The 26,009-nt window shown below is 71.4% G+C and carries 21 protein-coding genes; 13 read left to right on the forward strand and 8 right to left on the reverse strand.

Annotation, left to right across the window (positions count from 1 at the left end; genetic code table 11):
- Window positions 1-158: 158 nt before the first annotated feature.
- From AC07F3_RS25835 to AC07F3_RS25860, 6 genes are all read left to right on the forward strand, one after another.
- Window positions 159-2,972 carry a putative bifunctional diguanylate cyclase/phosphodiesterase gene (locus tag AC07F3_RS25835; RefSeq protein ID WP_479116813.1) on the forward strand — a complete coding sequence of 938 codons (2,814 nt, stop codon included), beginning with the start codon at window positions 159-161 and terminating at the stop codon, window positions 2,970-2,972.
- A gap of 227 nt (window positions 2,973-3,199) precedes the next feature.
- A complete protein-coding gene (locus AC07F3_RS25840; RefSeq protein ID WP_479116814.1) occupies window positions 3,200-5,068 on the forward strand; it encodes an acetolactate synthase large subunit in 1,869 nt (622 codons plus the stop codon).
- A gap of 26 nt (window positions 5,069-5,094) precedes the next feature.
- Window positions 5,095-5,622, forward strand: a complete 528-nt coding sequence (gene ilvN / locus AC07F3_RS25845; RefSeq protein WP_053726090.1) for an acetolactate synthase small subunit — start codon at window positions 5,095-5,097, stop codon at window positions 5,620-5,622.
- Window positions 5,623-5,730: 108 nt separating this feature from the next.
- Window positions 5,731-6,732: a ketol-acid reductoisomerase gene (ilvC, locus tag AC07F3_RS25850; RefSeq protein WP_100577585.1), complete on the forward strand. Its 1,002-nt coding sequence runs from the start codon at window positions 5,731-5,733 to the stop codon at window positions 6,730-6,732.
- Window positions 6,733-6,986: 254 nt separating this feature from the next.
- Window positions 6,987-8,591 (forward strand): phosphoglycerate dehydrogenase, encoded by a 1,605-nt coding sequence (gene serA / locus AC07F3_RS25855; RefSeq protein ID WP_479116815.1) that lies wholly within the window; start codon window positions 6,987-6,989, stop codon window positions 8,589-8,591.
- A gap of 104 nt (window positions 8,592-8,695) precedes the next feature.
- Window positions 8,696-9,289 (forward strand): TetR/AcrR family transcriptional regulator, encoded by a 594-nt coding sequence (locus AC07F3_RS25860; RefSeq protein WP_479116816.1) that lies wholly within the window; start codon window positions 8,696-8,698, stop codon window positions 9,287-9,289.
- Between the two features lie 121 nt (window positions 9,290-9,410).
- Here the strand turns inward: AC07F3_RS25860 and AC07F3_RS25865 are convergent, their stop codons facing one another.
- The gene (locus AC07F3_RS25865; RefSeq protein WP_479116817.1) at window positions 9,411-10,568 is read right to left on the reverse strand and encodes a PucR family transcriptional regulator; all 1,158 of its coding nucleotides are present in this window, start codon (window positions 10,566-10,568) and stop codon (window positions 9,411-9,413) included.
- A 203-nt stretch (window positions 10,569-10,771) separates the two neighbouring features.
- On the opposite strand from AC07F3_RS25865, the gene AC07F3_RS25870 reads away from it, so the two are divergent.
- Window positions 10,772-11,698, forward strand: coding sequence for a proline dehydrogenase family protein (locus tag AC07F3_RS25870; RefSeq protein WP_479116818.1), 927 nt, complete (start codon window positions 10,772-10,774; stop codon window positions 11,696-11,698).
- A gap of 63 nt (window positions 11,699-11,761) precedes the next feature.
- On the forward strand, window positions 11,762-13,393 hold the full coding sequence (gene pruA / locus AC07F3_RS25875) for an L-glutamate gamma-semialdehyde dehydrogenase (RefSeq protein WP_479116819.1): 1,632 nt from the start codon (window positions 11,762-11,764) through the stop codon (window positions 13,391-13,393).
- A gap of 95 nt (window positions 13,394-13,488) precedes the next feature.
- Here the strand turns inward: pruA and AC07F3_RS25880 are convergent, their stop codons facing one another.
- Window positions 13,489-14,193 (reverse strand): nitroreductase family protein, encoded by a 705-nt coding sequence (locus AC07F3_RS25880; RefSeq protein WP_479116820.1) that lies wholly within the window; start codon window positions 14,191-14,193, stop codon window positions 13,489-13,491.
- Window positions 14,194-14,300: 107 nt separating this feature from the next.
- Here AC07F3_RS25880 and AC07F3_RS25885 point away from each other — a divergent pair, with 107 nt between their 5' ends.
- The gene (locus AC07F3_RS25885) at window positions 14,301-14,831 is read left to right on the forward strand and encodes a GNAT family N-acetyltransferase (RefSeq protein WP_479116821.1); all 531 of its coding nucleotides are present in this window, start codon (window positions 14,301-14,303) and stop codon (window positions 14,829-14,831) included.
- 98 nt (window positions 14,832-14,929) lie between these two features.
- Here AC07F3_RS25885 and AC07F3_RS25890 read toward each other — a convergent pair whose 3' ends face one another.
- The 4 genes from AC07F3_RS25890 to AC07F3_RS25905 form a co-directional block, all read right to left on the reverse strand.
- A complete protein-coding gene (locus AC07F3_RS25890) occupies window positions 14,930-16,975 on the reverse strand; it encodes a phosphocholine-specific phospholipase C (RefSeq protein WP_479116822.1) in 2,046 nt (681 codons plus the stop codon).
- Between the two features lie 202 nt (window positions 16,976-17,177).
- Entirely contained in the window at window positions 17,178-17,909 is a 732-nt protein-coding gene (locus AC07F3_RS25895; RefSeq protein WP_479116823.1) for a hypothetical protein, read from the reverse strand.
- Window positions 17,906-18,253, reverse strand: a complete 348-nt coding sequence (locus tag AC07F3_RS25900) for a PadR family transcriptional regulator (protein ID WP_479116824.1) — start codon at window positions 18,251-18,253, stop codon at window positions 17,906-17,908. Before AC07F3_RS25900 ends, AC07F3_RS25895 begins: the two co-directional genes overlap by 4 nt.
- A gap of 86 nt (window positions 18,254-18,339) precedes the next feature.
- On the reverse strand, window positions 18,340-19,338 hold the full coding sequence (locus AC07F3_RS25905; RefSeq protein ID WP_479116825.1) for a zinc-binding dehydrogenase: 999 nt from the start codon (window positions 19,336-19,338) through the stop codon (window positions 18,340-18,342).
- 102 nt (window positions 19,339-19,440) lie between these two features.
- On the opposite strand from AC07F3_RS25905, the gene AC07F3_RS25910 reads away from it, so the two are divergent.
- Window positions 19,441-20,325, forward strand: coding sequence for a LysR family transcriptional regulator (locus tag AC07F3_RS25910; RefSeq protein ID WP_479116826.1), 885 nt, complete (start codon window positions 19,441-19,443; stop codon window positions 20,323-20,325).
- Here the strand turns inward: AC07F3_RS25910 and AC07F3_RS25915 are convergent.
- Window positions 20,297-21,298: a LysR family transcriptional regulator gene (locus AC07F3_RS25915; protein WP_479116827.1), complete on the reverse strand. Its 1,002-nt coding sequence runs from the start codon at window positions 21,296-21,298 to the stop codon at window positions 20,297-20,299. The genes AC07F3_RS25910 and AC07F3_RS25915 overlap by 29 nt on opposite strands.
- A gap of 103 nt (window positions 21,299-21,401) precedes the next feature.
- Here AC07F3_RS25915 and AC07F3_RS25920 point away from each other — a divergent pair, with 103 nt between their 5' ends.
- Both AC07F3_RS25920 and AC07F3_RS25925 read left to right on the forward strand, forming a co-directional pair.
- Complete coding sequence (locus AC07F3_RS25920) at window positions 21,402-22,784, forward strand: MFS transporter (protein WP_479116828.1); 1,383 nt, start codon at window positions 21,402-21,404, stop codon at window positions 22,782-22,784.
- Window positions 22,785-23,036: 252 nt separating this feature from the next.
- Window positions 23,037-23,165, forward strand: coding sequence for a hypothetical protein (locus AC07F3_RS25925; protein ID WP_267056578.1), 129 nt, complete (start codon window positions 23,037-23,039; stop codon window positions 23,163-23,165).
- A gap of 8 nt (window positions 23,166-23,173) precedes the next feature.
- Here the strand turns inward: AC07F3_RS25925 and AC07F3_RS25930 are convergent, their stop codons facing one another.
- A complete protein-coding gene (locus tag AC07F3_RS25930) occupies window positions 23,174-24,748 on the reverse strand; it encodes a purple acid phosphatase family protein (protein ID WP_479116829.1) in 1,575 nt (524 codons plus the stop codon).
- Window positions 24,749-24,899: 151 nt separating this feature from the next.
- Between AC07F3_RS25930 and AC07F3_RS25935 the strand changes: the two genes are divergently transcribed.
- The gene (locus AC07F3_RS25935; protein ID WP_479116830.1) at window positions 24,900-25,949 is read left to right on the forward strand and encodes a 3-isopropylmalate dehydrogenase; all 1,050 of its coding nucleotides are present in this window, start codon (window positions 24,900-24,902) and stop codon (window positions 25,947-25,949) included.
- The last annotated feature ends 60 nt before the right edge of the window (window positions 25,950-26,009 follow it).

The following is a 26,009-nucleotide window of genomic DNA, read 5'->3' on the forward strand; positions in this document are numbered from 1 at the left end:
CACCGCGCCCAGGAGCACGGCTCCCGGCGCGGCGATACCGGCTCCCGGCTCCGACCGGGAGGGGCCCCGGAGTCGGCCCGGTGGCGCGGAGCGGTCCGGTGAGCGCGCCCGGAGCGATCCTGACGCGGCCGCCCATGGCCACGGGGGGCGGAGCCGGCATGGTGTCCCAGCTGGTGCTGGCGCTGATCTGCGCCGGATATGCCACCGGCGCATTCTTCGGCTGGGGCTCCGCGCAACTCGCCCTGTTCATGGGTGACTTCGGCCTCTCCGGCGCGGCCATGATCGCGGCGGTCTCCTGCTTCCGGTACGCCCGGAGCGGGGCCACCGAGAGCGAGAACAGCTTCCGGCCGGCCTGGCTGCTGTTCTCCTTCTCCTCCGCCATGGCCGCCTGCGGCAACGGCGTCTGGGGCTGGTACGAGGTCGTGCTCAGGCGCGGCGTGCCCACCCCCTCGCCCGCCGACTTCTTCTTCCTCTGCTTCGCGCCGCCCGCCATCGTGGGCCTGCTCGTCCTCGCCAAGCGCCCTGTCACCAGGGCCGGTTGGGTCTGCCTGGCCCTCGACTCCTGGCTCATCGGCGGCTCGCTGCTCACCCTGTCCTGGAGCCTCGCCCTCGCGCGCACGGCCCACGAGGGGGAGGGCGAGGGCGTCGCGCACGCCACCCTCACGCTCGCCTATCCGCTGCTCGACATCGTGCTGGTCAGCATGGTGCTCGCGCTGCACTTCCGGCGCTCGTCGGCCAACCGGTCCGCGGTGAACACCGCGATCGCGGCGCTCGCCCTCACCGTGCTGTGCGACGCCCTGTTCACCTCGCCGCTGCTGCGCGAGCACTACCGCTCGGGCCAGCTCCTGGACGCCGGCTGGTTCGCCGGATCCCTGCTGCTCGCGTACGCCCCCTGGGGGGCCCGCCGGGTTCCCGCCGCGCCGCCCCGGCTGCCGACGGCCGCCCCGCGGGCCGCCCGCCCGGCCCCCGGCCGCGTCCGCCCGAACGCCCTGCCGGTGACGCGGCCGCTCGCCAGCTCGCTGGCCGCGCTCACCCCGTACCTCGCGGCCGCCGTGTGCACCCTGGGCATCCTCTACAACGTCATCGAGGGCCACCGGGTCGACCGCATGGTCGTGTTCACCGGCTGCACCGTGGTGCTCGCCCTGGTCGTCCGCCAGGGGATCATGCTGCTCGACAACATCGCGCTCACCCACGAACTGGCCCAGAAGGAGAACCACTTCCGCTCCCTGGTGCAGGGCTCCAGTGACGTCATCATGATCGCCGCCCCCACCGGGATGCTGCGGTACGTGAGCCCGGCCGCGGCCGGCGTCTACGGGCGGGACGCGGAGGAGCTGGTGGGCTCCGAGCTCGCCTCGCTCATCCACCCCGAGGACCTGGGCCGGGTGGTGCACGAGGTGCGCCGGTTTCTGGCGGCGCCGCCCGCCGAGGAGCCCACGACGCGGATCGAGTGCCGCTTCAAGTCGGGGACCGGCGAGTGGCTCAACGTGGAGTCCACCGTCAACCGCCACCAGGGCGGGCTCATCCTCAACAGCCGCGACGTCACCGAACGGGTGCGCCTCCAGGCGCAGTTGGAACACAACGCCGAACACGACCCGCTCACCGACCTGCCCAACCGCGCCCTGTTCACCAAGCGGGTGCGCAAGGCGCTCGGCGGGCGGCGCAACTCCGACCCCGGCACCGCCGTGCTCTTCATCGACCTCGACGGCTTCAAGCAGGTCAACGACACCATCGGCCACCAGGCGGGCGACGAACTGCTCATCCAGGCCGCCCGCAGGCTCCAGGAGTCGGTGCGGGCGGGCGACACCGCGGCCCGGCTCGGCGGCGACGAGTTCGCCGCGCTGATCCTGGGCGACGGCACCCGCGACCGCGCGGCCCGCGAGTACCACGTCAGGGAGATCGCCGACAGACTGCGCCTCACCCTGTCGCAGCCGTACCAGATCGACGGCAACGATGTCCGGGTCGCCGCCTCCATCGGCGTGGCCTTCGCCGAGCCGGGCGTCACCGCGGGCGAGCTGCTGCGCAACGCCGACCTCGCGATGTACCGCGCCAAGAAGGGCGGCAAGAACCGGGTCGAGCTGTACGCCCCGCAGATGCAGGCCGAGGTCGTGCGCAAGACCGAGCTCGCGGCCCGGCTGCGCGCGGCGCTGAACGAGGGCGAGTTCGCGGTGCTGCACGAGCCCGTCGTCGACCTCACCACCGGCGAGGTCACCGCGGTGGCCGCCCAGGCCCGGTGGAGATCAGCCCAGGGCATCCTGTTCACCCCGGCCGAATTCCTGCGGGTCGCCGACGAGAACGAGCGTGCCGCGGAGCTGAGCCGCTGGCTGCTCGAAGAGGCCGTCGAGCAGGCCGCCGACCGCATGCGGGCGGGCCACGACGCACCCGTCTCGGTCCGCCTCCCGGCCCGGCGGCTGCTCGACAAGTCGATGCCGCTCGGCTCCGTGGAAGCCCTTCTGACCAGGCACGGGCTGCCCTCGGGCGCGCTGATCATCGAGCTCGCCGACAGCGACCCGAGGATCTCCTTCGACGAGCTGGAGCGGCGCCTGGTGGGCCTGCGCAGGCTCGGCGTACGGATCGCGCTGGACGGCTTCGGCAGCGGCTACGCGGCGATCAACGCCCTGCGCCGGCTCCCCATCGACGTACTGAAACTGGACAGGGGCCTCGTCGAGGGCGTGGTCGAGTCGGCCCGCCTGCACAAGATCACCGCAGGGCTGCTCCGGATCGCCTGCGATCTCGGCATGCAGTCGGTGGCCGACGGGGTGGACGTGCCGGAGCAGGTCCTGGCCCTGCGCGCCATGGGGTGCACGCACGGACAGGGCATGGCGTTCTCCGGTCCGCTGGACGAGTATCGGCTGCGCAGGGCGCTGCTCCGTGGCGAGTACCCGGTACCGGGCGGGGCCGCGCTGCCCGTGCTCAGTGGCCGGAGCCGGCCGCTGCTCGGCTCAAATAATGAGACGCCCGTCCCACCTACTTGACACCACCTGCGCGCCGGGGGGAGGGTCAATGCCATGCGCACCCGAATTCTCGTACTTGGAAAGCGCGTCGGCTGAAGCGGAGCCCCATGCAGGCTCCGCAGACCGCACCCGACGCGCTCCCCTCGCTTGCCTCACGGCACGAGGGGTTTTTTGTTGCACTGGCACCCCTCAAGCACCACAGCGATCTCGACCAAACCCCCGCAAAAACCCTCAGCTTCGAGAAGAGAATGCCGATGACCGAGCAGGCCACCGGGGCCCACCATCCGCAGCCGCGGCCCCGTAACGGCGGACACCAGTCCGCGACCGTTGAGCACGTCACGGGCGCGAAGTCCCTCATCCGTTCGCTCGAGGAAGTCGGGGCGGAGGTCGTGTTCGGGATTCCGGGCGGCGCCATCCTGCCGGCATACGACCCGATGATGGACTCGACCCGGGTGCGTCACGTGCTGGTGCGGCACGAGCAGGGCGCGGGCCACGCGGCCACCGGGTACGCCCAGGCCACCGGCAAGGTCGGCGTGTGCATGGCGACGTCGGGGCCGGGCGCCACCAACCTGGTGACACCGATCGCCGACGCGCACATGGACTCGGTGCCGCTGGTCGCGATCACCGGTCAGGTCTCGTCCAAGGCGATCGGCACGGACGCCTTCCAGGAGGCGGACATCGTCGGCATCACGATGCCGATCACCAAGCACAACTTCCTGGTCACCAAGGCCGAGGACATCCCGCGGACCATCGCCGAGGCGTTCCACATCGCCTCGACCGGCCGTCCGGGCCCGGTCCTGGTCGACATCGCCAAGGACGCCCTCCAGGCGCAGACCACCTTCGCCTGGCCGCCCCAGACCGACCTGCCGGGCTACCGGCCGGTCACCAAGCCGCACGCCAAGCAGATCCGCGAGGCCGCCAAGCTGATCGTGGCGGCCAAGCGCCCGGTCCTGTACGTCGGCGGCGGCGTCCTGAAGGCCGGCGCGACCGCCGAGCTGAAGGTCCTCGCGGAGCTCACCGGAGCGCCCGTCACCACCACCCTGATGGCGCTCGGCGCCTTCCCCGACAGCCACCCGCTGCACGTGGGAATGCCTGGCATGCACGGTGCGGTCACCGCCGTCACCGCTCTGCAGAAGTCGGACCTGCTCATCGCGCTCGGCACCCGCTTCGACGACCGCGTCACCGGCAAGCTGGACAGCTTCGCGCCGTTCGCCAAGGTCATCCACGCGGACATCGACCCGGCCGAGATCGGCAAGAACCGCGAGGTCGACGTCCCGATCGTGGGCGACGCCCGCGAGGTCATCGCCGACCTGGTCCAGGCAGTCCAGGCCGAGTACTCCGAGGGCCACAAGGGCGACTACAGCGCCTGGTGGAAGGACCTCAACCGGTGGCGCGAGACGTACCCGCTGGGCTACGACGAGCCGAACGACGGCACGCTCTCGCCGCAGCGCGTCATCCAGCGCATCGGTGAGCTGGCGGACGCGGACACCATCTACGCGGCCGGGGTCGGCCAGCACCAGATGTGGGCCGCGCACTTCGTGAACTACGAACTGCCCGCCACCTGGCTGAACTCGGGCGGCGCCGGGACCATGGGCTACGCGGTCCCGGCCGCGATGGGCGCCAAGGCCGGCCAGCCGGACCGGATGGTCTGGGCGATCGACGGCGACGGCTGCTTCCAGATGACCAACCAGGAACTGACCACCTGCGCGCTGAACAACATCCCCATCAAGGTCGCCATCATCAACAACGGCGCGCTCGGGATGGTCCGCCAGTGGCAGACCCTGTTCTACAACCAGCGCTACTCCAACACGGTGCTGCACTCCGGTCCGGAGGACGGCGTCGCCACCGAGGGCAAGCCGAGCGGCGGCACCCGGGTCCCCGACTTCGTCAAGCTGTCCGAGGCGATGGGCTGCTACGCGATCCGCTGTGAGCGTCCCGAGGACCTGGACAAGGTCATCGAGGAGGCGAACTCGATCAACGACCGCCCGGTCGTGATCGACTTCATCGTCCACGAGGACGCGCAGGTGTGGCCGATGGTCGCCGCCGGCACCTCCAACGACGAGGTCATGGCCGCCCGCGGCGTCCGCCCCGACTTCGGCGACAACGAAGACGACTGAGAGCTGTAGGAAGAGGTAAGAGGCTCATGTCCACCAAGCACACGCTCTCGGTCCTGGTCGAGAACACCCCCGGCATCCTCGCCCGGATCGCCGCCCTGTTCTCCCGCCGCGGCTTCAACATCGACTCGCTCGCGGTCGGTGTCACCGAGCACCCCGACATCTCCCGCATCACCATCGTGGTCAATGTCGAGGACCTGCCCCTGGAGCAGGTGACCAAGCAGCTCAACAAGCTCGTCAACGTCCTGAAGATCGTCGAACTCGAGCCCGGCGCTGCGATCCAGCGCGAGCTCGTCCTGGTGAAGGTGCGTGCCGACAACGAAACGCGCTCCCAGATCGTCGAGATCGTCCAGCTGTTCCGCGCCAAGACCGTGGACGTCTCGCCCGAGGCCGTGACCATCGAGGCCACCGGCGGCGCCGACAAGCTGGAGGCCATGCTGAAGATGCTGGAGCAGTTCGGCATCAAGGAACTCGTCCAGTCCGGCACGATCGCCATAGGGCGCGGCGCCCGGTCCATCACGGACCGATCGCTGCGCGCCCTGGACCGCAGCGCCTGAGCCCCGGCGACACGGGCCTGACCCGCCCGTATCGCGAGACTCACCCATTCCTCACTCACCCCCACCGATACGGTGGACGCAACACCAGCACACCAAGGAGATATCCCAGTGGCCGAGCTGTTCTACGACGACGATGCCGACCTGTCCATCATCCAGGGCCGCAAGGTCGCGGTGATCGGTTACGGCAGCCAGGGCCACGCCCACGCGCTGTCGCTCCGTGACTCGGGTGTCGACGTCCGCGTCGGTCTGCACGAGGGCTCCAAGTCCAAGGCGAAGGCCGAGGAGCAGGGCCTGCGCGTGGTGACGCCGTCCGAGGCCGCGGCCGAGGCCGACGTCATCATGATCCTGGTCCCGGACCCGATCCAGGCCCAGGTCTACGAGGAGTCCATCAAGGACAACCTGAAGGACGGCGACGCGCTGTTCTTCGGCCACGGCCTGAACATCCGCTTCGGCTTCATCAAGCCCCCGGCCAACGTGACCGTCGCGATGGTCGCGCCCAAGGGCCCCGGTCACCTGGTGCGCCGCCAGTACGAGGAGGGCCGCGGCGTTCCGTGCATCGTGGCCGTCGAGCAGGACCCGCAGGGCAACGGCCTGGCGCTGGCGCTCTCGTACGCCAAGGGCATCGGCGGCACCCGGGCGGGCGTCATCAAGACGACGTTCACCGAGGAGACCGAGACCGACCTGTTCGGTGAGCAGGCCGTGCTGTGCGGTGGTACCGCGGCGCTGGTCAAGGCGGGCTTCGAGACGCTGACCGAGGCCGGCTACCAGCCGGAGATCGCCTACTTCGAGTGCCTGCACGAGCTGAAGCTGATCGTGGACCTCATGTACGAGGGCGGTCTGGAGAAGATGCGCTGGTCGATCTCGGAGACCGCGGAGTGGGGCGACTACGTCACCGGTCCGCGCATCATCACCGCCGACACCAAGGCCGAGATGAAGAAGGTCCTCGCGGAGATCCAGGACGGCACGTTCGCCAAGAACTGGATGGACGAGTACCACGGTGGCCTGAAGAAGTACAACGAGTACAAGACGCAGGACTCCGAGCACCTCCTGGAGACCACCGGCAAGGAGCTGCGCAAGCTCATGAGCTGGGTGCAGAACGACGAGGCGTAAGCCGTGTGGCAGCGGGGCCGGGCACACTCTTCGTGACCGGCCCCGCCGGCCCCCGCACCACCATGGACACCACGTCCAACCCCCATCGGGTGATCCTGCCTTCGTGGCGGAAAACCATCGGGGGAGCAGCACTAGACTGCTCGGCAACACCAACGCGTCAGGCCCACAGCGTCGTGCGTCTTCCACGCGGTAGCCCCCTCCACCGCCTGCGGCCGTCGGGACGGCCGTCCGCAAAGGATTCAGTGAGGACCCACGTGAGCACTGCGACCACCCGCAAACCCGTCGTACTCATCGCTGAAGAGCTGTCGCCCGCCACCGTCGACGCCCTCGGGCCGGACTTCGAGATCCGGCACTGCAACGGAGCCGACCGCGCGGAACTTCTGCCTGCCATCGCCGACGTCGACGCGATCCTCATCCGCTCGGCCACCAAGGTCGACGCCGAGGCCATCGCCGCCGCCAGGAAGCTGAAGGTCGTCGCCCGCGCGGGAGTTGGCCTCGACAACGTCGACGTGTCGGCCGCCACCAAGGCCGGCGTGATGGTCGTGAACGCCCCGACCTCCAACATCGTCACCGCCGCCGAGCTCGCCTGCGGCCTCCTGGTCGCCACCGCGCGCAACATCCCGCAGGCCAACACCGCGCTCAAGAACGGCGAGTGGAAGCGGAACAAGTACACCGGCGTCGAGCTCAGCGAGAAGACCCTCGGCGTCGTCGGCCTCGGCCGCATCGGTGTCCTGGTCGCGCAGCGCATGTCGGCCTTCGGCATGAAGATCGTCGCGTACGACCCCTATGTGCAGCCCGCCCGGGCCGCCCAGATGGGCGTCAAGCTCCTCTCCCTCGACGAGCTGCTCGAAGTCTCCGACTTCATCACCGTGCACCTGCCCAAGACCCCCGAGACGCTCGGCCTGATCGGCGACGAGGCGCTGCACAAGGTGCAGCCGCACGTGCGGATCGTGAACGCGGCGCGCGGCGGCATCGTGGACGAGGCCGCGCTGTACTCCGCCCTCAAGGAGGGCCGCGTCGCGGGCGCCGGTCTGGACGTGTACGCGAAGGAGCCCTGCACGGACTCCCCGCTCTTCGAGCTCGACCAGGTCGTCTGCACCCCGCACCTGGGCGCGTCCACCGACGAGGCCCAGGAGAAGGCGGGCATCGCCGTCGCCAAGTCCGTACGCCTCGCGCTCGCGGGCGAGCTGGTGCCGGACGCGGTCAACGTCCAGGGCGGCGTGATCGCCGAGGACGTCAAGCCGGGCCTGCCGCTCGCCGAGCGCCTGGGCCGGATCTTCACCGCGCTCGCGGGCGAGGTCGCGGTCCGCCTCGACGTCGAGGTGTACGGCGAGCTCACCCAGCACGACGTCAAGGTGCTCGAACTCAGCGCGCTCAAGGGCGTGTTCGAGGACGTGGTGGACGAGACGGTGTCCTACGTCAACGCGCCGCTCTTCGCGCAGGAGCGCGGCGTCGAGGTCCGCCTCACCACGTCGAGCGAGTCGCCCAACCACCGCAACGTGGTGACGGTGCGCGGCACCCTGTCGGGCGGCGAGGAGGTCTCGGTCTCCGGCACCCTGGCCGGTCCCAAGCACCTCCAGAAGGTCGTCGCGATCGGCGAGTTCGACGTGGACCTGGCGCTCGCGGACCACATGATCGTGCTGCGCTACGAGGACCGCCCCGGCGTGGTCGGCGCGGTGGGCCGGGTGCTCGGCGAGGCCGGGCTCAACATCGCCGGGATGCAGGTCTCCCGCGCGGAGGAGGGCGGCGAGGCGCTCGCCGTGCTGACCGTGGACGACACCATCCCGCAGAACGTGCTGACCGAGGTGGCCGAGGAGATCGGCGCCAACTCGGCCCGCTCGGTGAACCTGGCCGACTGATCCGGGGCCGAGCCCCCGAGGTCCCGCGGCTCCCGTACCCGGCCCGCGGACATCCGTAGACGCTTGTCTTAGACGGATGTCTGCATGCCGGGTACGCTGCTGTCATGGGACACCGTGAGGATCTGCTCGAAGGCGCCAAGCGCTGCCTGCTGGAGAAGGGCTACGCCCGCACCACCGCGCGCGACATCGTCGCCGAGTCCGGCACCAACCTGGCCTCCATCGGCTACCACTACGGCTCCAAGGAGGCCCTGCTCAACCTGGCCTTCCTGAAGCTGACCGAGGAGTGGGGGGATGCGGTCGCCGAGGCCCGGCAGGGCGACGGCGCGCGCGAGGAACTGCCCCCGCTGGAACGCTTCGAGCGGGGCTGGGCCCAGGTCATCGACTCCTACGAACAGAGCCGCCCGGTCTGGAAGCTCCAGATGGAGATCGTCTCCCGCATCGACAGCGACCCCGAGCTCCAGAAGGCGCTCGCGGGGCCGCAGCTGGAGGGGCGCAAGGGCCTCGCGGAGGGCTTCCTCGGCATCGACGAGGAGGCCGACCCGGAGCGGGCCCGGCTCGCCGGGACCTTCTACCAGGCGCTGCTGGCCGGAGTGATGGTCCAGTGGATGGTCGACCCGGAAACGGCGCCGTCGGCGAAGGACCTGACGGAGGGCCTGAAGATCGTCATGGGGCTGGACGGCGAAGGGGAGCGGGGCTGAGGGCCAAGGCCCCGCGACCCGGCCCGGGTCGGCAGGGCAGCGGGACAAGGCCCTGCGGCGGCGGGTCTCAAGGGTGTGGGGTTGGCCGGTCAAAGCCCGCTACTGACCCGGGAGTCGACCGTCACAGGCGCGCGGCCTTCAGGGCCATGTGCAGCAGCAGCCGGTCCTCACCCTGGTCCAGGTCGAGGCCGGTGAGGTGCTCGACCCGGGACAGCCGGTAGTAGAGCGTCTGGCGGTGGACGCCGAGGGCCGCCGCCGCGCGGCCCGCCTGCCCCGCGTGGTCGAGGAACACCTCGGCGGTGCGGGCGAGTTCGGTGTGGGCCGGGGTCAACAGGGCCCGTACGCACGGGTCTTGACCAAGGCCTGACGGCAGGGCGGTCAGCAGGCGGTACGGGCCGATGTCCGACCACTGGGCGACCGGGCCGAGCCGGGGTTCGGCAAGTGCCGCACGCACGGCGGCGGTTGCCTCCCTCAGGGCGAGGGCGAGATCGCCGAGACCGCGGCGGGCCACCGCCACCCCGGCGGCCGCACCGCTCCCGGCGTCCCCGCGCAGCCGTTCCGCCGCAGTGCTGGCCGGGGCGAGCGCCTCGGCCGAGCGCAGCCGCACCAGGGCGGCGAGCCCCTCGGCGCCGGAGTCCGCCGGGCCCCAGGGCACCGTGCACACCGCCGCCGCGCCCGGCACCGTACGGGCCGAGGGGGCGTCCTTCGCGGGCCAGGGGGCCACGCACACCAGGGCGTGCAGCCCCTCCGCGTCCGGGCCGAGCGCCGTTTGCAGCGCGGCCGTCGCGGTGTCGCGCTGCCAGCCGCCCCCGGCGGTCAGCGCCGCCCGGAACTCGCGCGAGAGGTCGGCGCCGGCCTGCGCCTCGTCCGCGAGGAGCACCCCGATCCTGGCGGCCACCTCCATCGCCGCGGCGAGCTTGTCCTCGGCCGGGCCGGGCTCGGCGTCGAGCAGCCAGACGTATCCGAGGGCGACGCCCCGGTGGCGTACCGGGAGGCAGATCCGGCCGCGGAAGACCCCCGCGTCGGGCGCGGCCGGGATGCGGACCGGGCCGGTGGCGCGGGTGATGCCGAACCCCTCGAACCAGGCCCGGACGGCGGGCGTCGACTTGCGGGTCAGGATCGAGCGGGTGCGCACCGGGTCCATGGCCGTGTCGTCGTCGGAGTCGTGGGCGCCGAAGGCGATGAGCCCGAAGTCGCGGTTCTCCAGCGTCGCCGGGGCGCCGAGCAGCGCCGAGATTTCATCGACCAGATCCTGGTAGTCGCCCTTCACGCCAGCCATTCTCGCTCATCCCGGGAGGCGCTTCAGACAGGTGTATGAGATCTGGGCCACGGATGCGTGACAGCTGTCGATGGCAGAGGATCGGGGAGATCCTTAGGTTTCACGGTGGTTCTCCGTGCCGTTACCGGTTCGCCCGAAAGACGTCCATCGTCCCCACGGCCCCGGTCACGGCCCTCGTCTAGTTCTTTCCGTGGAGGTGCCCCGTGCTGGGTCCCGTGATCCTCGCCGCTTCGCGCAGCGACAAGATGCGCAAGATTGTTTCGGCCGCCCCGGTGACCAAGCCCGTGGTGAACCGGTTCATCCCCGGTGAGACCGTCGACCAGATCGTGCCGATCGTCGAGGAGACCGTCGGCAAGGGCCTGGAGCTGACCCTGGACGTGGTGGGCGAGGACATCACCACCCCCGAGCAGGCCGCCCACGCCCGGGACGCCTACCTGGAGCTCATCGAGCGCCTCAAGGAGCTCGGCCACGGCACCAAGGCCGAGATGTCGGTGAAGCTCTCCATGTTCGGCCAGGCGCTGGAGGGCGGCCACGAGCTGGCCCTCGCCAACGTGCGCCCGGTCGTCGAGGCCGCCGCCGCGATCGGCACCACGGTCACCCTGGACGCCGAGGACCACACCACTCTTGACTCGATGTTCGCCATCCACGAGGAGCTGCGGAAGGACTTCCCGCAGACCGGCTGCGTCATCCAGGCCTACCTGTTCCGCACCGAGGCCGACGCCCGCCGCCTCGCCGCGAACGGCAGCCGGGTGCGTATCGTGAAGGGCGCCTACAAGGAGCCCGCCGAGGTCGCGTACCAGGACAAGAGCGAGATCGACAAGGCGTACGTCCGGATCCTCAAGATCCTGATGGAGGGCGAGGGCTACCCGATGATCGGGTCCCACGACCCGCGCCTGATAGCCATCGGGCAGGAGCTCGCGCGGCGCGCCGGGCGCAAGCTGGACGAGTACGAGTTCCAGATGCTGTACGGGATCCGCGGCGAGGAGCACCTGCGGCTGGCCGCCGAGGGCCACCGGATGCGCGTCTACACCGCGTACGGCACCGACTGGTACGGCTACTTCATGCGGCGCCTCGCGGAGAAGCCGGCCAACCTGCTGTTCTTCCTCCGCTCGATGATCACCAAGAACTAGATTTTCGGACAGGCCCAGAGCCTCCGTTCAACCGAACACCCCTCACAAAGGAGTCAAGGAATCATGGACGCTGTGACCCAGGTCCCCGCCCCGGTCAACGAGCCGGTGCACGGCTACGCCCCTGGTTCCCCGGAGCGCGCCCGTCTGGAAGCCAAGCTCAAGGAACTGGCGGAGAACCCCGTCGACCTGCCGATGACCATCAACGGTGAGAAGCGGATGGGCGGTGGCGAGCGCTTCGACGTCGTGCAGCCGCACAACCACCGCGCCGTCATCGGCACCTACGCCAACGCCACCGAGCAGGACGCCCAGGACGCGATCGACGCCGCGCTCGCCGCCGCCCCGGCCTGGCGCGCGATGTCCTTCGACGACCGCGCCGCGATCATCCTGCGCGCCGCCGAGCTGCTCGCGGGCCCCTGGCGCGAGACGCTGGCCGCCTCCACGATGCTCGGCCAGTCGAAGACCGCCCAGCAGGCCGAGATCGACACCCCGTGCGAGCTCGTCGACTTCTGGCGCTTCAACGTCCACTACGCCCGCAACCTGCTCGCCGAGCAGCCCCCGGCGAACTCTCCGGGCGTGTGGAACCGCATGGACCACCGCCCGCTGGAGGGCTTCGTCTACGCGATCACGCCGTTCAACTTCACGGCCATCGCGGGCAACCTGCCGACCGCCCCGGCCCTGATGGGCAACGTCGTGGTGTGGAAGCCGTCCCCGACCCAGACGCACGCCGCCGTGCTGCTGATGCAGCTCCTGGAGGAGGCCGGGCTGCCCAAGGGCGTCATCAACCTGGTCACCGGTGACGGCCTGGCCGTCTCCGAGGTCGCCCTGAACCACCGCGACCTGGCGGGCATCCACTTCACGGGTTCGACCAAGACCTTCCAGCACCTGTGGAAGACCGTCGGCACGAACATCGAGAAGTACCGCACCTACCCGCGCCTGGTCGGCGAGACCGGCGGCAAGGACTTCGTGGTCGCGCACCCGAGCGCCGACCGCGCCGTCCTGAAGACCGCGCTGACCCGCGGCTCCTTCGAGTTCCAGGGCCAGAAGTGCTCCGCGTCCTCGCGTGCGTACATCCCGGCCTCCATCTGGAACGACGGCTTCAAGGAGGAGTTCGCGGCCGAGGTCGAGGGCATCTCCATGGGTGACGTCACCGACCTGTCGAACTTCATCGGCGCGGTCATCGACGAGCGCTCCTTCGCCAAGAACAAGGCCGCGATCGACCGTGCGAAGGCCGACGCGTCCTGCACGATCGTCGCGGGCGGCACCTACGACGACTCGGTCGGCTACTTCGTCCGCCCGACCGTCATCGAGTGCACCGACCCGGCGAACGAGGTCTTCACGACCGAGTACTTCGGCCCGATCCTCGCGATCCACGTCTACGAGGACGACCAGTACGACGCGATGCTGGAGCAGATGGAGTCGGCCTCCGACTACGCGCTGACCGGCGCCGTCATCTCCAACGACCGCGCCGCGGCCGCCCACACGATGGAGAAGCTCCGCTACGCCGCGGGCAACTTCTACATCAACGACAAGTCGACCGGCGCCGTCGTCGGCCAGCAGCCCTTCGGCGGCGGCCGCGCGTCCGGCACCAACGACAAGGCGGGCGCCCCGCAGAACCTGATGCGCTGGACGCTGACCCGCGCCATCAAGGAGACGCTGGTCCCGCCGACGGACTACACCTACCCCCACATGGGCTGACCTGTAGTCGCACCCGAACCCCGCCCCCGTCCTTGGTCCCCCAACCGAGGACGGGGGCGGTTTCCATGGTGCCGGGCGTGCCGGGCAGCCCGGGCTCAGACCTCGACGAGGACCTGGTCGAGCGATTTGCGGACCAGGTCGGGGACCTCGCAGTCGTCGGCGGGGTAGCCGACCGGGATCACCGCGAACGCCTTCTCGTTCGCGGGCCGCTCGAGGACCTCGGACAGGAAGCGCATCGGGCTCGGGGTGTGCACGAGCGCCGAGAGGCCGCTCTGGTGGAGGGCGGACAGCAGCAGGCCCACCGCGATGCCCACCGACTCGTCGACGTAGTAGTGCTTGTGCTTGGTGCCGTCCTCGGCGAGCCAGTAACGCTGCTGGAAGACCACGAGCAGCACGGGTGCGTCGGTCAGGTGCGTCTTCACCGCGTCCGTGCCGATCGGCCGCAGCGCCGCCAGCCACTCCTCGCCGAGCCGCCCGTCGTAGGAGATCCGCTCCTCCTCCTCGGCCGCCTCGCGAATCCGGCGCCGTACGTCCGCGTCCTTGACCAGGACGAACGTCCACGGCTGCTGGTGCGCCCCGGACGGCGCGGTCGCGGCGCAGGCCACCGCGTCCCGGACGGCCTGCTCGGGTACGGGGTCGGGCGAGAAACGCCGCACGGTACGGCGCTCGTCCATGCGCTCGCGCAACTCGGCGGCCCGCGCCAGCGTCTCGGCACTCGCCATCCGGGCCGGCCGGTAGGGGACGGGCCGGTAGGGCTCGCCGTGCACGGGGGTCCAGTGCTGTTCAGTGGGTGAGGACATGCCCCGAGTCTCGCGCCGCGCCGCCCGCGGCTCCAAGTGGCTTGACCCGTACCTGACTTGAAAGGCCCCAGGAAGGGCGCGAGGCACGTGCCTGGGAGGATGGGGGCATGGATGTGAGGCAGCGCACCGTGCACACCAGTGGGCTGGGCCCCGCCGAGCTGGCCGGGATCCGGGTCCTTCTCGATGCCGCCTTCGACGGGGACTTCAGCGACGAGGACTGGGACCACGGGCTCGGCGGGATGCACGTCCTCGTCCACCGGGGCGGCGAGCTCGTCGCGCACGGCAGCGTCGTCATGCGGCGGGTGCTGCACGCCGGGCGTTCGTACCGCATCGGGTACGTGGAGGGCGTCGCCGTCCGCGCCGACCTGCGGCGCCGCGGCCTCGGCGGCCTCGTCATGGCGTCCCTGGAGCGGGTGATCGAGGGTGCGTACGCCTTCGGCGCGCTGGCGGCGAGCGACACGGGCGCCCCGCTGTACCGGGCTCGCGGCTGGCGGCCGTGGGACGGGCGGATCGAGGTGCTCGGGCCCGCCGGGGTGGCGCGGTTGCCCGAGGAGGAGGGCACCACCTACGTGTGGGGCCAAGCCCCGCCCGCCACCGCGCCGTTGACCTTCGACTGGCGCGACGGGGACGTGCTGTAGCGGCGGCCGCCCACAGCGCGCCCGCGTCCCGTGCCGGCGGAAGCCTTGGGCCTCCAGGATCTGTCGGTCCATCGGTGACGGTCAGCGGTTGACCGCTGTCAGCCGCTGACTGACGTCGCGCCCGTCTCCAGGTGCCCGGTGTACCGGCGTGACCACGACGCGTCGCAGTCGGCCGTGATCGTGAAGTCGTACCAGCCCTTCTGGTACGCCACCGCGTTGAAGAAGTCCTCGGTCGAGCCGCCCGCCGGGACCGTGTACGTCCAGGGGCCGTCGCCGCGGTAGTGGTTCGAGGTGATGGTGAACTTGACGGCCGCCGTGGAGGAGTTGGTCATCTTGAACCACACCGCCAACTGGCCCGTGCCGGACTCGACCGCGTAGCGCGCCGCCACCTCGACGGACTTGCCCGCCTTCGTGGCGTCGCCGATGAAGCGGCGCTGGAAGCGGTTGGGGCCGACCATGGTGAAGTCGTACTTGCCCGCGCCCGCGCCCGGACCGATCTGGAAGAAGTCGGCGGCGGTGCCGCCCGGGTCGACCGTGTACTGCCAGGGCGTGGTGTCGCGGTAGGCGTTGGGGTGGATGGAGAAGTGCGCGGCACTGGTCGCGGGGGCGCCCTGGTTGGCCATGCCGAACCAGGCCAGGATCTGCCCGCCGGCCTGGAACTCGAACCGGTCGAGGTTGCCGTTCGGCTGGTAGGGCAGCGCGCGGGCCGGGCGGGTGCCGGACTCCTGCGCGGGCAGCGCGTTGGTCTGGGGCGCTGGGTTGGGCAGCGGGCCGCAGGTGCCGATGCCGATGACCGAGGTCGCGGGCAGCCCGGAGGGCATGCCGTACACCGGCGAGGAGAAGTCGAAGACGCCCGTCAGGTCGCCGGTGACCTTGCGGCGCCAGTCGCTGATGTTCGGGCAGGCCGCCGGGGTGCCGAGCGCCGCCGTCCACGTCTCCAGGAAGCGCAGCACGGAGGTGTGGTCGAAGACCTCGGAGGAAACCCAACCTCCGCGTGTCCAGGGCGACATGACCAGCATCGGCACCCGGAAGCCGAGTCCGTACGGGACGCCGCCGAGGAACTCGCCCGGCGTCCCCGCGGGGGGCGAGGGCGGGGGCACGTGGTCGAAGAAGCCGTCGTTCTCGTCGTAGTTGAGGAACAGGACGGTCGAGTCGAAGACGTCGGGCGCCGCGGCGAGCGCGCGGTACACGAGGTCGACGAAGTGCGCGCCGTCGCCGGGCGGGGCGTAGGGGTGCTCGGAGAAGGCCTGGTTGGCGACCACCCAGGAGACCTGGGGGAGCGTCCCGCCCAGCGCGTCCGCCTTGATGGCGGCGGCGATGTCGTCGGGCGTGGAGCCCTTGACGGCCGGGACGGAGCCCATGCCGCGGTCGTGCAGCGGGTCGCCGGGCCCCGCGGCGGCGAACTTCGCGAAGTAGGCCAGGCCGTTGTCGCCGTAGTTGTCGTTCGCGTTCTGGTAGACCTTCCAGCTGACCCCGGCCCGCTGGAGGGCCTCGGCGTACGTCTCCCAGGTCAGGCCCGACTCGTCGCCGCCGTCGTAGCTGGTGCCGTCGATCCTGCCGCTCCACAGGTAGGTGCGGTTGGGGCCGGTCGCGCTGAGGGTGGAGCTGAAGTAGGCGTCGCAGATGGTGTAGTTGTCGGCGAGCGCGTAGTGGAACGGGATGTCGCCGCGTTCGAGGTAGCCCAGCGAGCGGACGTTGCCGACGCCGGAGACCCAGCTGTCCATGCGGCCCTTGTTCCAGGCCGCGTGCTGCGAGGTCCAGCTGTGCGGCAGGTCGCCGTCGCACTGGGCGAGGGTCTCGCCGTCGGCGCCGCCCGCCGCCGGGGTGGCGCTCAGCTTCCACGGGTACTGGCGGCCGGTGCCGTTGGGCTGGTTGAAGACGGGCTGCCCGCCCGCGAGGAGGATGCCGCTGCGGTCACCGAAGCCCCGGACGCCCTTGAGGCGGCCGAAGTAGTGGTCGAAGCTGCGGTTCTCCTGCATCAGGATCACCACGTGCTTGACGTCTTTGATGGTGCCGGTCGCCGAGGCGGCCGCCGTGCTCGTGACCGCCGGACCGGCGGCCCGTGCCGCCCCCGCGGGCAGCACGGCTCCGGCTGCCGCACCCGCGCCGAGCGCCACGAATCCTCTTCGACTGATCGGTGTCATCCGCCCGCCTCTTCGGTCCCCTGTGCCCCAGCGGCACATCGAGCGCAAGAGTGGCGGCAGCCAAAGGTATGAAGCTAGACCTCTACAGGGAGAGATTTATGAACTCTCGGTCAACGGCGGGGTTTCTTAAGGTCCGATGAGGGACGGCATGGCCGAAGCGGGGAGAATCCGGACCGGCCGCCGAACCGCCGCGCCGACCCCCTCAGCGGCTCTCGACGCCCCGGGCGATGTCCCGCTTGACCCCGTACCAGCCGAGCAGCGCCCCCACGGGAAGCGCGGCCAGCATGCCGAGGCATACGCCGGGCCGGGCCGGATCGACCACACCGGAACCGAAGCCGAGCACCAGCAGCGCCACCGAGAGGGCGAACACGGCGATCAGGCCCCGGTACTTGGCGCTGAGGAACACGTGCCGGGCAGGCCTCACCGGGGTCGTGGCCAGTTCGGCGGCCGGGCCCGCGCTGGCGGCGGCCGGGCGCTTGAAGTACGTCATGTGGAGCCAGCGGCCGCACGGCTCCCAGCCGTCCGGTTCCAGCGCGGCGCGCAGTGCCTCGCGTCCCTGCGCGCCGTGCGCGGTCTCGCGGCGGTACTCCCAGCGCATCGCGGCGTCCGGCCGGCGGCACACGAAGCGGCCGACGAAGTCGATCCCCTCGACCTCCCACCCCTCGGCCCCGTACTGGTTGAGGAGGAGCCGGTCGGTGTAGATGTCGGCGGTCCACCTCCAGGTCTCGGCCCCCGCCTCGGGCGGCTCGGCGGTACGCCCCTGGGTGAGCCGGTCCGCGAAGGCCTCCGGCGCCCCGAACTCCTCGCGGGCGTCGGCCGATCCGGACTCCGCGAGGTAACCGGTCAGGTCGGCCACGGTCGCCGACACCTCCTGCTCCGGCATGCCGCGCGCCGCGAGCAGCCGGCCGAGCTCGGCGAAGTATTCGGTGTTCACGCTGGTCCCCCTGGAACAGTGCCGGTGAGCATGGTGGTGACGGCCGAGTGGAACTCCCGCCAGGAAGCGCCCTGTTCGGCCAGGGCCCGGCGGCCGTCGTCGGTCAGCCGGTAGTAGCGGCGGCCCGGCCCGCGCTCGGCGGCCCGGAACTCGCCCACGGCGAGGCCCGCTTCTTCGAGGCGGTTGAGCACGGGATAGAGCGTCCCGCCCTTGATCTCGCCGAGGCCGGCGGCGGTGAGCGCCTTGGAGATCTCGTACCCGTAGCTCTCACCGTCGGTGAGGCAGGACAGGACGAGGAGGTCGAGGACGCCCTTGAGCCAGCTGGATCTGCGGTCTGCGGCCATGCGTGTATTCCACCACCACCTAGGTAGGAATGCAATCTAGTTGGCCATGTCGCCCCCCGGGCCTGTCGCGCGCGACGGGCGGGCCTTCAGTCGGCGACGCGCACCAGGAGCTTCCCCGTGTTGGCTCCGCCCAGCATCCCGATGAACCCGTCCACGATCCCCTCGAACCCGTCCACCACCGTCTCGTCCGAACGCACCCGCCCCGACCGCAGATGCGGGACCAGGAACTCCTCCAACTCACCCTGTACGTCACGGTAGTTGCGTACCAGCACGCCCTCCAGGCGCAGGCTCCTGCTGATCACCTCGTAGAGGTTGCGGGGCGCGGCGGGCGGCGCGGTGAGGGTGTCGTACTGGGCGACCGCGCCCACCCAGGCGATCCGGCCGTGGGCGCGCAGGCCCGAGATCGCGCCCTCCAAGTGGGCGCCGCCCACGTTCTCGACGACCGCGTCGACGCCGTCCGGGGCCGCTTGGGCCAGCAGCTCGCCGACCGGGCCGTCGTGGTAGTCGAAGGCGGCGTCGTAACCAACCGTCTCCGTAAGGTAGGTGACCTTGTTCGGCGACCCCGCGCTGCCGATGATCCGGCCCGCCCCGAGCAGCCGTGCGATGCGTCCGGCCGCCGTGCCGACGCCCCCGGCGGCCGCCGTGACGAACAGGTCCTCGCCGGGCTGGAGGCGCAGCGTCCGGGTGAGCGCCACGTAGGCGGTGAGCCCGGTGCCGCCGAGGATGCCGAGGTGCGCGGAGAGCGGGACGCCGTCGTGCGCCGTGATCTTCCGTACCCCGTCGGCGCCCAGGGTGACCAGCGCGTGGGTGCGCCAGCCCTGCCGGTGGAAGACCAGATCGCCCTCCGCGAGCCCCGGATCGCGCGAGGCGAGCACCCGGCCGAGCGCACGGCCCTCAAGCGGTGTGTGGAGGGGGCCCGCGTCCATCACCTCGCGGTGGTACGGGTCCACGGAGAGGTAGAGGTTCTCCACGAGGGCGGTGCCGGGGGCCGGGTCCGGCACCTGGGCCCGGACCAGTGCGAAGTCGGCCGGCACCGGGCGCCCGACGGGGCGGGCGGTCTGCTGAACGGTGATCGAGGTCGTCATGGGCCAGGACGTTAGGAGGGAATGCGCACCGGTGGCAGGGGGTTGCGTCGATGGCACCGTCCGAACCATCAATTCTCCTCATACCTACAGGTGGGAGCCCCGATGCCCAGCGACCTCGCCCCGCATGAACTGCGCGTCCTGGTGGCCGTGGAGCGCGAGCGCGGCTTCTCCGCCGCCGCGCAGAAGCTCGGCATGGCCCAGTCCGCGGTCTCGCACTCGGTGCGCTCCAGCGAGGCCAAGATAGGCGCGGTGCTGTTCGAGCGCGGCCGCCGGGGCGCGACGCCGACCCCGGCCGGAGCCCGCGCGGTCGCCCACGCGCGCCGGGTGCTGCGGCTGCTCGACACCCTGGCCGCGGAGGCACGCGGCGCCGCTCCCGACCCGGCCGACGACACCGTCGAGGGGCCGCTGCGGATCGCCGCCTTCCGCAGCGCCGCCCTGCGGTTGCTGCCCGCGGCCCTGGAACGGCTCACCGCCCGCCACCCCGGGATCGTGCCGGAGGTGCGCCTGGTGCGGGAGATCGGCGCGGGCACGGCCGGGGAGGTCGCGGCGGGGCGCGCCGACCTCGGCATCGCGACGATCGGCACCACCTCGCCCGTCCCGCCCGGGCTGGTCGGCGACGTCCTCCTGGAGGAGGGGTACGCGCTGGTCCACCCGGCGGGGCATGCCGCGCCGCGCTCGCTTCCGCTGGTCGACTGGGACGAGAACTGCACGTCGTACACCCGCCGTTGGTGGTCCGAGCAGGCGTGGATTCCGGCGGCGACGGTGCGGGCCGAGGACGACGGAGCGGTGCTCTCGATGGTGAGCAGTGGTTTCGGCATGGCCATCATGCCGGAGCTGTCGCTGATCGGAGCGCCGCTCTCGGTCGAGATCACCGATCTCGGACCGGAGCGCCCGACGCGCTCCGTCGGCTATGTGACCACCCCCGAACTCGCCGGCTCCGTCGCCGTCCGCGGACTGATCAGGGAACTGCGGGCGCTGCGCCCGTAGTCGGCCGTTCCCCGCGCGGCGAGCGGGGCCCCGATCCCGGCCCGGACGACGGCGCCGCACCCGGCCGGTCTGCCGCGTCGAGCCCCGTCACGGTCTCCGCGAGCGCGCCCCGCAGCCAGCGGTGCGCCGGGTCCGCGTCCACTCTGATGTGCCAGGCCTGCACGAAGGGGGTGGCCGGCAGGTCGAGGGGGATGTCGAGCACCGCGAGCGGCATCGCCCGGGCCGCCTCGACCGCGAAATGCGACGGCACCAGCGCCAGCGCGTCCGAGCGGAGCGCGAGGAAGCAGGCCGCCGAATAGGTCGGCGCGGTCGCCAGCACGTCCCGGGTCAGGCCGAGTTCGGCCAGGCGCTCGTCCACCACGCTGCGCACCCGGCCGCGCCGGGTGACCGTGATGTGCGGGAGCGCGGCGAACCGCTCGGGGGTCAACCGCTCGGCGGCGTACGGCCCGTCGGCGCGCACCACGGCCGCGTAGCGGTACTCGGCCAGCGGGCTGCTGCGGACGTCGTGCGGCAGGTCGCCCATCTGGCCGACCTCCAGGTCGATCCGGTCCCGCAGATCGGTCGGGTCCTCGTCGCCCTCGGGCAGCATCCGCAGCCGCACCCCGGGCGCCTCGCGCATCACCCGCTCGGTCAGCGGCGCCCCGAAGATCACCGCCACGCTGTCATTGGCCCGGATGGTGAACTCCCGTCGCAGCGTGGCGAGTTCGAGCTCGGGTGGCGGGCGCAGGGCGGCCAGGGCGGCCGCGAGCGCCGCCTCGACGCGCGGCTGGAGCTCCCGGGCGCGCGGCGTCAGCGTCAGCCCGCGCCCCGACGGCACGAGCAGGTCGTCGCCCACCACCCGGCGCAGCCGCCCCAGGGTCCGGCTCATCGCGGACGGCGAGATCCGCATCTCGGCGGCGGCCCCCGCCACGCTCCCGGCCCGCAGCAGGGCGTCGAGGGAGGGCAGCAGATTCATGTCCGGCAGCTGTGGCATGGCCCGATTATGGCTCGCTCACGCCGACTCGTGCATGGTGTGCAAGCCTCGGTTGATCAGACGGACCTTGTGTGCAGCAGTGGGTCCGGCCAAGCTGGGCCCCATGCTCGAACCCCGACAGCGCGCCACCGCCCTCCTCGTCGCCGGCTGCTTCTTCATGGAGATGCTCGACGGCACCATCGTGGCCACCGCCACCCCGCGGATGGCGGCCTCCCTCCACACCACGCCCGCCTCCGTCGGCCTGGTGATCACCACCTATCTGCTGACCCTCGCCGTCCTCATACCGCTCAGCGGCTGGCTCACCGCCCGCTACGGCGCGCGGCGGATCTTCCTCACCGCCATCGCGGTGTTCACCCTCGCCTCGGCGGGCTGCGCGGCCAGCGGCAGCCTCGGCCTCCTCATAGCCATGCGCGTGCTCCAGGGCGCGGGCGGGGCGATGATGGTCCCGGTCGGCCGGCTCCTGGTGCTGGCCGGCGCCGCCAAGACCGACCTGCCGAAGGTCATGGCCTACATCGTGTGGCCGGGGCTGCTCGCCCCCGTCGTCGCCCCGCTGCTCGGTGGACTGCTGGCCACGTACGCCAGTTGGCACTGGATGTTCCTGGTCAACCTTCCGATCGGCGCGGCCGCGTACCTGGTCGCCCGGCGCCTGGTGGTGGCCGGGCCGACCGCCACCCCGCCGCCGCTGGACGTCCCCGGCGTGCTGCTCGGCTGCACCGGGCTCGCCGCCCTCGCCTGGGCCACCCATCTGGTCGCCGACACCGGCAGCGCCTGGCCGCCGGTCGCCGCCGTCACCGCGCTCGCCGCCCTCGCGCTCGGCGCGGCCGGGCGCCATCTGCTGCGCACCGCCCACCCGTTGATCAACCTGCGCACCCTCGACGTGGCGTCGTTCCGGGCCGCCGTGACGGGTGGCTCGCTCTTCTGGATGGTGGTCGGCGCCATGCCCTTCCTGCTGCCGCTGCTCTTCCAGGAGGTGTTCGGGTGGGGCGCGGTGAAGTCCGGTGCGGTGGTGCTCTTCGTCTTCGTCGGCAACATCGGGATCAAGCCCGCGACCACCCGCCTCCTCAACCGCTTCGGGTTCCGTCCGCTGCTCCTCGTCTCCACCACCGGCCTGGCCGTCGCCGTGGCGGGCTGCGCCCTGCTCACCGACGCCACCCCCGTCGCCGTGACCGCCGCCCTCGTCATGCTCGGCGGGGCCGCCCGCTCGCTCGGCCTGACCTGCTACTCGACCATCGCCTTCAGCGAGATGGCCCCCGAACGGCTGCGCGACGCCAACGCGCTGTCGGCGACCGCCAACCAGCTCGCGGCCGGGCTCGGGGTGGCCGTCGCGACCGTCGCGCTGCGCCTGGGCAGCGGGCTCGCCGACACCCCTTCGGCCGCCTACGCGGTGGCGTTCTGCCTGCTCGGAGCGGTGTGCCTGATCCCCGCGCTGGGCGCGCTGCGGCTGCACCGGGGCGCTGGTGACGCCGTGCGTACCCGGCTCGCGTAGCCGCCCCCGCGCATCGCGTCGACGGGCCGTCCGTCTCAGATAGTAGGAAGCCCGAGTAATTGTGGAGACAGACTCCAGCGCAAGGCTTAGCTTTGTAGGAGCCGAACGACTCGCAGATCCAGCGAACGGCGGTCGTGAGCGCGGTGCCCCTTGGCAGGCAACCCCTGCGGCAGCGCTCCCCGCCCCTTCCGGCACCTCACTGCATCCGCCGGGGCCTGCCCCCGGACCTCTCAGCAGAGGAGTCGAATCCCCATGGTCAAGCAGCCCGCCCGCCGAGTCCGTCACTCTTCGCGCAGCAGCGAGTCCGACCGCAAGAACGCCGCCGCCGCCCTCCAGCGTGCGCTGGACCGCAGGGACAACGGCGGCGCCACCGGGCACTGAGCCGGTGATCAGCGTCCGCGCTGGATCTCGAAGTGGTCGATGCGCTCGCCCGTCTCGGCGAGCGCGCTGACCTTCATCCTCGGGCGGTGGCCGGTCTCGACCTCCACCGCGAGGAACGAGTAGTTGGTGTAACGGACCCGGGACCACTCAACGGTCTCGGTGACCTTCGCGCCGCCCTTGGCCCAGTGGTAGGTGTTCACGCTGTCGCGGTCCGCGACATGGCCCTCGTACGAGTCGGGCACCGGGAAGCTGTACAGCGAGCGGCCCGCCGCGCCGGCCGTGACGTACACGATGCCGTCCCGGGTCGGGTCGGTGCGCTCGCCGATCGCGACCCTGCGGCCGACCTTGTTCCCCTTGATGGCGTCCGTGCGCTCGTACACGTGGTTGTGTCCGTTGATCACCAGGTCCACCTGGTGCTTCTCGAACAGCGGCACCCACGCGTCGCGCACCCCGCCCTCCGAGGCGTGCGAGCTGGTCGTCGAGAACGCGCAGTGGTGGAAGAAGACCACGATGAAGTCGACGGCGCGGTCGGCGCGCAGTTCGCCCAGGCGCCGGTCCAGCCACCGGGTCTGACCGCCGCCGCTGATGCCGAAGTTGGCCGGGATCTCGTACGAGACGTCGTTCGCGTCGAGCGCCACCACGCCGACGTTGCCGTGCACGAACGAGTACACGCCGGGCTGGTTCACCGGGTCGGGTCCGTTGGCCGGCAGCGACCAGCGGGCGTTCTGGCCGCCGTAGCCCTGCGGCGAGTACCAGGCCTCCATGTCGTGGTTGCCGGTCGTCACCATCCACGGCACGGTCTTGGCCACCGACTCGGTCTGCGCCAGGAACTGGTCCCAGGTGCGCGCGTCGTACTGGTCCGACGACTGGCCCGAGCCCGACGGGTCGGCGTAGCAGATGTCGCCCGCGTGCAGGTGGAACGCCGGGTTCTGACCCAGGATCACCTGGTCGTTGCCCAGCGCGTGGTAGCTGACGCCCTGGTCGCCGAAGGCCGTGAAGGTGAAGTTCTCGGCGTGCGCGGGAGCCGTGGTGAAGGTGCCGAGCGTGCCGAGGTTGCGGCGGTCCGCCGGGTCGAAGCCGTCGTGGCCGACCCCGTAGTAGTACGTCTGGCCCGGCCGCAGCCGGTCCAGGCCCGCGTGCACGTAGAACTGCTCGGCCGCCGCGATCTTCCCGCCGTTCAGGGCGGGCGTCGTCAGGTGGCGCACCTCCGCGTCGATCCGCCGGCTCAGCGACCACGGGCTCGTGCCGATCCGGATGTACGGCTTGCGCACCGCGAAGGGGACCTGCCAGGAGACGCGCATCTGCGTCTTGGGGTCGGCCCCGTACGCGAGGTGGCGGCCGAACGGCGCGGCCAGCGAACCGTCCACCCTGGTGCGGGAGTTGGCGGTGAGGGCGGTCGGCGCCGCGAACGCGGGCGAGGCGGCCCCGGTCGTCGCGACACCGGCGCCGGCGACCACGGCGGTGGCGGCGGTGGTGCGCAGCACTCCGCGCCGGGTCAGCCTGGTGCGCAGGTACTCGTGCTGCTCGGCCATGCTCATGCGCTCGGCGAGCCGGTCGGGGATGCCGAATCTCGGGATGTCCATGACGGAAACGTCCTCCTTCGAGTCGACGCGATTCTCACGGAGCGGTGAACGCGAGGCGTACAACTGGCCACGCGACGCACCGAAGTGGCGAGGCGCGTCCACATCATGGACATCGGGTGTCAATGGCTGGGACGGCGAGTAGGGTTCCCCCATGTCGGCAAGTTCTCGCAGCATCAATCTCGCAGTGATCCCCGGTGACGGCATCGGCCAGGAGGTCGTGGCCCAGGGCCTCAAGGTCCTCAGCGCCGTCCTCCCGCAGGATGTGAAGCTGGAGACCAGGGAGTTCGACTTCGGCGCGCGGCGCTACCACGCCACCGGTGAGACGCTCACCGACGCCGACGTCGAGGCCCTCAAGCAGCACGACGCGATCCTGCTCGGCGCGATCGGCGACCCCTCGGTCCCGTCCGGCGTCCTGGAGCGCGGCTTCCTGCTGAAGCTCCGCTTCCTCTTCGACCACCACGTCAACCTCCGCCCCAGCAGGCTGCTCCCCGGCGTCGCCACCCCGCTCGCCGGACAGCCCGAGATCGACTTCGTCGTCGTGCGGGAGGGCACCGAGGGCCCGTACACCGGCAACGGCGGCTCGATCCGCACCGGCACGCCGCACGAGGTCGCCACCGAGGTCTCGGTCAACACCGCCTTCGGGGTCGAGCGCGTGGTCCGGGACGCCTTCGCCCGCGCCCAGGCCCGCCCGCGCAAGAAGCTGACGCTGGTCCACAAGAACAACGTCCTCGCCCACGCGGGACACCTGTGGACCAACATCTTCAACAAGGTGGCCGAGGAGTTCCCCGAGGTCACCACCGACTACCTGCACGTGGACGCGGCGACGATCTTCCTCGTCACCGACCCGGCGCGGTTCGACGTGATCGTCACCGACAACCTCTTCGGCGACATCATCACCGACCTCGCCGCGGCCGTCTCCGGCGGCATCGGCGTCGCGGCCTCCGGCAACATCAACCCGAGCGGCGAGTTCCCGTCGATGTTCGAGCCGGTGCACGGCTCCGCGCCGGACATCGCGGGGCAGGGCAAGGCCGACCCCACGGCCACGGTCCTCTCCGTCGCGCTGCTGCTGCGCCACCTCGGGTACGAGGCCGAGGCCGCCCGCATCGAGGCCGCCGTCTCCGAGGACCTCGCGGCCCGCGGCGACTCGGTCCGCAGCACGGACGAGATCGGCGACGCGCTCGCCGTACGGGTAGCCGGCTGACCCCGCGGCTCCCTCACGAAACAGCCGCCGGGTTCGCTTTCGCCCCCGGCGGCTTTTCGC

The sequence above is a fragment of the Streptomyces sp. NPDC045846 genome (assembly GCF_056431605.1).